Source organism: Coleofasciculus sp. E1-EBD-02, assembly GCF_040218245.1.
Classification (GTDB): Bacteria; Cyanobacteriota; Cyanobacteriia; order Cyanobacteriales; family Coleofasciculaceae; genus Coleofasciculus.
Window position 1 is genome coordinate 1 of the sequence record NZ_JAVJQN010000046.1, and the last position, 5,752, is coordinate 5,752.

Genomic DNA, 5,752 nt, shown 5'->3' on the forward strand with positions numbered 1-5,752 from the left:
GACCAATGACCAATGACCAATGACCAATGACCAATGACCAATGACCAATGACCAATGACCAATGACCAATGACCAATGACCAATGACCAATGACCAATGACCAATGACCAATGACCAATGACCAATGACCAATGACAATTACCAAGGATTACCCACCAGCGTGAAACCAGACCAGTAGTAGGGATGGGTAAAATCAATATCCTCTTGGTTCAATAAGTCTGGAGGTAAGGGAATGACGAGTTCAGGCGTAATTAATTGTCCGTTTTCAATCCGCACCTGACCCTGTTGCAACGCTAGTTGGGTGCGCCGCAAGGCTTCAGCTTTAATCGGGACTTGCTTGAGTTGTCGATAAAATTCAGCCATCAATCCTGTAGTTCCCCGATCATCCACATACCAAAGACTGGCTAATGCAGACTTAACACCGACTTGTACCGCTAACCCCGCAAACCCTAACTCCGCTTGTTCATTTCCCAAGGCGGTACGACAGGCGGATAGGACTAATAATTCCACCGGGGGTTTATTCCATCCCAACGTCCGTACCTGATCCAATCTTAGTTTCGTATCACTCAGTTGAATAAACGAGTTCGAGGGATCGCCAGGAAGAAACTCCGCATGAGTAGCCAGGTGAATAATGCCAAAGGGAGTTTGCTGACGTTGAGATTTCAGGTTATCTAGGGTAAACTTTTCCGTGACAAAGGATTGGGCTGACCACAGTTGGTCAATCGTAGACAACTCTATCGGCACAAAGGGTAGCGGATCGAGTTCGGTAAACTCACTCGCCCCCATTGCCAAAACTTTCAGGCTGGTGATATCTCGGTAACGGGTATCCGTGAGGCTGATACTGGGCATTAAGCCCACACTATACCGTTTAATAATAAAGTCATTGCCGTCATGCAACGCCGCTAGGGGAACATGGCGTAACCCGGCGTCAAGAATAAAGCTTAAGGTTTCGATATTGAGTTGCTGCAAGTCCTTTTCTAGGGGACTGACTAGCCATTGATAGACTTGCTGCGCGGGAATACGATAGGCTGTAGGTCGTCTAGCATTCGTCACTGTGGCGTGAAAGTCTCGGACAGCAGAGAGGACTTGGCGACGGGTGACATTCAGGGATTTACGAATCGGCGGTTGGTCAGCCGTCACCAAAATTAATTCTAAGCGATCGCTATCTTGGGGAATCTGCGATCGCAACAGTGACAGCGAGGTATTTTCCCTCCCTTGCTTCTGAGGAATCGGCGTAATCACTTGGGGTGCAAAGATGACATAGATCACCGCTGGTTTGACACCCGTGGCGCTGTTGATCTCTTGCAATAGGCTTTGGGCTTGGTTTAGGGTAATGTCTGAGGTGTTGTCTAAGCCCAAATAATCGGCATACTCTTGACTGATTGATTGGTCAAGTTCCCCCAGTCCACTGGGTTCCAGTTTGGGATTAGATACCACCAGTGGTTTGGGTCGTGTCAACGGGTTGGTTAGGTCTACGGGATTAACATCGCCAAGGGTAATAATTTGAATATTACCTTCACCATAGCTTCTAGAAAACGATTGAACGGGTTCAATGGTAAACTCACCACTGGTCAGAGAACCCGCCGTCCCATTTTCCTCAGCATCACCCACGGTAAAGGGAATATCCCGCAATCCCCCCTGATGTGAAATCGTAATCGCACCCCCACCGCTTCCGCCAGATGTAGAGATACTCGCCTCTTTATCTAAGGTATCGGGTATTTCCTCCGGTTCCAGTCCCCCCGCAGGAATCTGCGACAAGGCGTCTTGAGTCACCTCGGTAGCCGTGAAAAGACCCGTCGCTGTCGCCTCAACATCCCCCCCTGTACCGATATCCAAGGCTTGAGAATTAATGATGGAGACCTGAATATCACCCTCATTTTCCGTCACTGTCAACTCAACAGTTCCCGCATCTCCATTGAGAGAACTGGACACCAGCGGACCTGTAATAATATCTTGACCCGCCCGGAGGGTAATATTGCCACCCTTACCCGTTCCCGCTGAACCGGATAGTAAGACTCCAGGATTAGCAATAGTGTCCTCTAAAAATCGCACCTCACCCCCAGACGTATCAATAATACCCATAGTGCTGGTTAGGCGAATATCTCCGCCATCCCCCATCGCTGACCCAGAACCCAGAGACCCTGTGGTAATATTTCCCTCAGCATTCATGGTAATATCTCCCCCTCGACCCATTCCCCCCGCAAAGGTAAACACCGCCCCATCCACCGCCAGTAAACCACTCCCGGTTTCCAGGGTTAATTCTCCCCGCATTGGATCAATAAAAATGTTTCCTGTGATACTCGTCAGCGAAACCGCCCCCCCATCCCCATGGGTCGAACCGGAATCAATGCCGCCTGTGATAATATCTCCCTGTGCCTGTAAACGGATATCTCCGCCCTGACCTTCAGAGGCTAAGGAGAAGAGAGTTTGGGTACTAATCGTATCCGCCGTGGCGGTGAGATTAATCGCACCTGCATCAAAATCACTAGACGTATCAATTGTTCCCACGGTGACAGACGCGCCGGAAATCGTCACATCTCTACCCTCAGCCGTAATCGATTGACTTTGATCCATCAAAAAAGACCCCGCCAAATCCCCATCTGAGTCAGCAGTAAATGTAATTGACCCACCACCGGGACTAAAGTTTAAAGATACGCCATCAGCTAGGGTAATATTGTTTGTCGCCTCTAATCTGACATTCCCCGTTTGATTTTCCAGGATGGCACTGGATAGGGTAAAGTCTACATTACCCCCATCACTGGCGAAAATCGTCCCGGCTGCATCACCACTACTGGGACTATTGGGATTGAGTCGGTTATCGTCTGCACCTGTCTCCACAATCATAATATTGGTGGGATCAAGGATAACTGTACCATTCACGCCATTAGTAGCCCCAACATTCACCACTCCCGAAAATGCCAAGTTATTCTTCCCAGAGACTTCCACAAAGCCGCCATCTCCAGCATTAATACCGCCACGGGCGCTGATATTGCCATAAAATATAGTGGTATCATCCGCCCAGACAATCACCTCACCGCCATCCCCTGTGATTCCTGCATCCGCCCGAATTAGCGAATCCTGACTAATAAATGTGTGAGTTGCATTGGGTATCATTCCTTGACCCTGAACATTCCCACCAATTCGCACCTGACCCCCGCCGTTTATCCCAGAGGCGTTAATGTCTGCACCGAAGAGTCCAATGCGATCGCCAATTATTGTAACTGATGGAGGATTCGCTGTTGGCGCATCAGCAAATACATCCAGGGTTCCAGAGACAATCGTTGTCCCCTGAGTGGGAATTGCCGAATTAGAATCCGTTAAGGTGACAGTTCCATCCGGTTGAACCGCTAACCCTGTCTCCATTCCCTCCCCTGAACCCGTCAGCAATGCGGCTAAATCCAGGGGAGTAATAGGGAGAAGCTGTCCAGAACTATCGGTGAGGGGTTCGAGTTCCAAACTCAGGATATGTCCAGGTTGACTAATTCTAACTCGATTCTGTCCCGGTATTGACGCGATCGCAATCTGTCCACTAGAGGCTGTCAGGTTCCCGGTATTAATCACCGGATTCCCCAGTAAGGTTAAATTCCCCTCAGTTACAGCTAAGTTTCCAGCGTTGACAATTGCCCCAGGTTGTGCTATATCAAACGTAAAAAGATTGGGTGTACCAATCAAATCCTGGTAATAATTGTCACCCCAAGCCTTAAACCAAAGCGTTTCGCCAAACCCAATTCCCGTAGCCGTTGTCGCGGTAAAGTCAGCCGGAACATTCAGTTGAGCATTCGCACCAAAAATAAACCCGGCGGGATTCATTAAAAATAGATTCGAGGTTCCCCCGGTGACTTGCAGCAAACCATTAATCAGTGACGCATCCCCGCTAACAATTCGCCCCAGGATATTCTCAATCGTAGGTGAACTGATAAAATTAGCAATTTGGTCAGCATTCAAATTTAATTGCTCAAAACTATGAAAGAGATTCGCGCCATCTCCGGAATAGCTACCCCCGGTAATCGTAAACTGATTTCCCGTTTGCGTGACTTGGGTTCCAGTCCCATCATTAGCAGGTGTCACCCCTTCAGTATTGGCGGGTGCTGAATAAAAGACACTCAGCCAAAAAACAGAACTACAAAGCCAGTACAGAGAGAATCGAGTCGATTTCATGGTTGGTATAGCACTTGTCTGTCAGCATTGTGGCACAATTTTTGACCTGAAACCGCCACATCTGCATCAGACTGAAAAGCTATAATCTGAATGACGCAACCCTTCGACTTCGCTCAGGGTATTAGGAGAGGGACAAAGGACTTATGGCATGGACGCCGGGACACCCGTTAAAAAAGCGCCCCTTTGTGGTGGATTGTGTCCTAGGAGAGGGCGGATTCGGAATCACCTACAAAGTCCATCATCAGTTCCTCGACCAGGATTTTGTGATTAAAACGCCCAACGCCCGTTTGATAAATGACCCCGATTATCCAAAATATCTGAACCGCTTTATTCAAGAAGGACAGCGAGTCGCTAAGATATGTCATGACCCCCATCCCCATATTGTCCGCGTGACGGATTTGTTTGAAGAGGCGGGGATTCACTGTCTGGTGATGGATTATGTACCAGGGGAGAGTTTATGGAAATACGTGCAGAACCAAGGCGCGTTGTCAGAAGCCCAGGCGGTGCGATATATTCGCCAGATTGGGGATGCGCTGCGTGTGGTTCATCAAGCGGGATTAGTGCATCGGGATGCGACACCCCTAAATATTATGGTGCGGAATCCGGAAAAAGCGGTATTAATTGATTTTGGCATTGCCAAGGGATTAATCCCCACCACGAGTACAACCACGGATAAAGCCGGGAATCGCGGATTTGCCCCCTATGAACAGATGGTGCGCGGAAGTCGTAAGATTACGGTTGATGTGTATACCTTAGCGGCGTCCTTATATTATGCGGTGACAGGTCAACGTCCGATGGATTCCTTTTCTCGCAAGTTAGATGATGCCGAATTAATACCGCCGCAACAGCTTAGTTCTGGGTTAAGTGATGCCACAAACCGGGCTATTTTATCGGGAATGGCATTAGAAGCCAAAAACCGCCCCCAATCAATCGAAGCGTGGTTAGCGTTATTAACGTTTGAACCACCAATTATCTTGTCGGTGACATCTCCATCCGTTGAGAGTTCAGCTACGGTTCAGCCGGCAAAAACAGCAAAAACCCTACCCGTGTCAGCATTTAACTTTCAAGTGGTGACGGTAGAGGTTAAACCGGGGGTGTTGGGGAAAGAAAGAAAACTAACGCTGAATCGTCGCACTCATCAGGCGTACCATTACATTGAAACCCTTGGCGATGTCCCTCTGGAAATGGTGGCGATTCCGGGGGGTACATTCCAAATGGGTTCGCTAGAGACTGAGGAAGGACATAGAGATAATGAAAGTCCCCAGCATTGGGTGACGATTAAACCCTTCTTCCTAGGGAAATACCCCATCACTCAGGCGCAATGGCAAGCCGTGGCTCATTTTCCCAAAGTTGAGCGAGAACTTGACCCTGACCCCTCTGGTTTTAAAGGAAAAAACCGCCCTGTAGAGCAGGTATCATGGTTTGATTGTATGGAGTTTTGTTCGCGATTGTCACAGTACACAGGTTGGAACTACCGACTTCCTAGTGAGGCGGAATGGGAATATGCCTGTCGTGCTGGAACAACAACACCGTTTCATTTTGGCGAGACGATTACCACCGATTTAGCCAACTATGACGGTAAATATATTTATGG

2 protein-coding genes are annotated in these 5,752 nt (G+C 48.6%); one reads left to right on the plus strand and one right to left on the minus strand.

Features of this window, described 5'->3' with window-relative positions:
• Positions 1 to 138: 138 nt before the first annotated feature.
• Entirely contained in the window at positions 139 to 4,158 is a 4,020-nt protein-coding gene (locus tag RIC07_RS08610; RefSeq protein ID WP_446394156.1) for a CHAT domain-containing protein, read from the minus strand.
• 143 nt (positions 4,159 to 4,301) lie between these two features.
• On the opposite strand from RIC07_RS08610, the gene RIC07_RS08615 reads away from it, so the two are divergent.
• On the plus strand, positions 4,302 to 5,752 hold a 1,451-nt coding region (locus RIC07_RS08615; RefSeq protein ID WP_446394157.1), incomplete at its 3' end, for a protein kinase domain-containing protein.

Excerpts from the sequence above, each read along its gene's own strand:
- RIC07_RS08610 (WP_446394156.1), bottom strand. The coding sequence starts at position 4,158 with ATGAAATCGACTCGATTCTCTCTGTACTGGCTTTGTAGTTCTGTTTTT.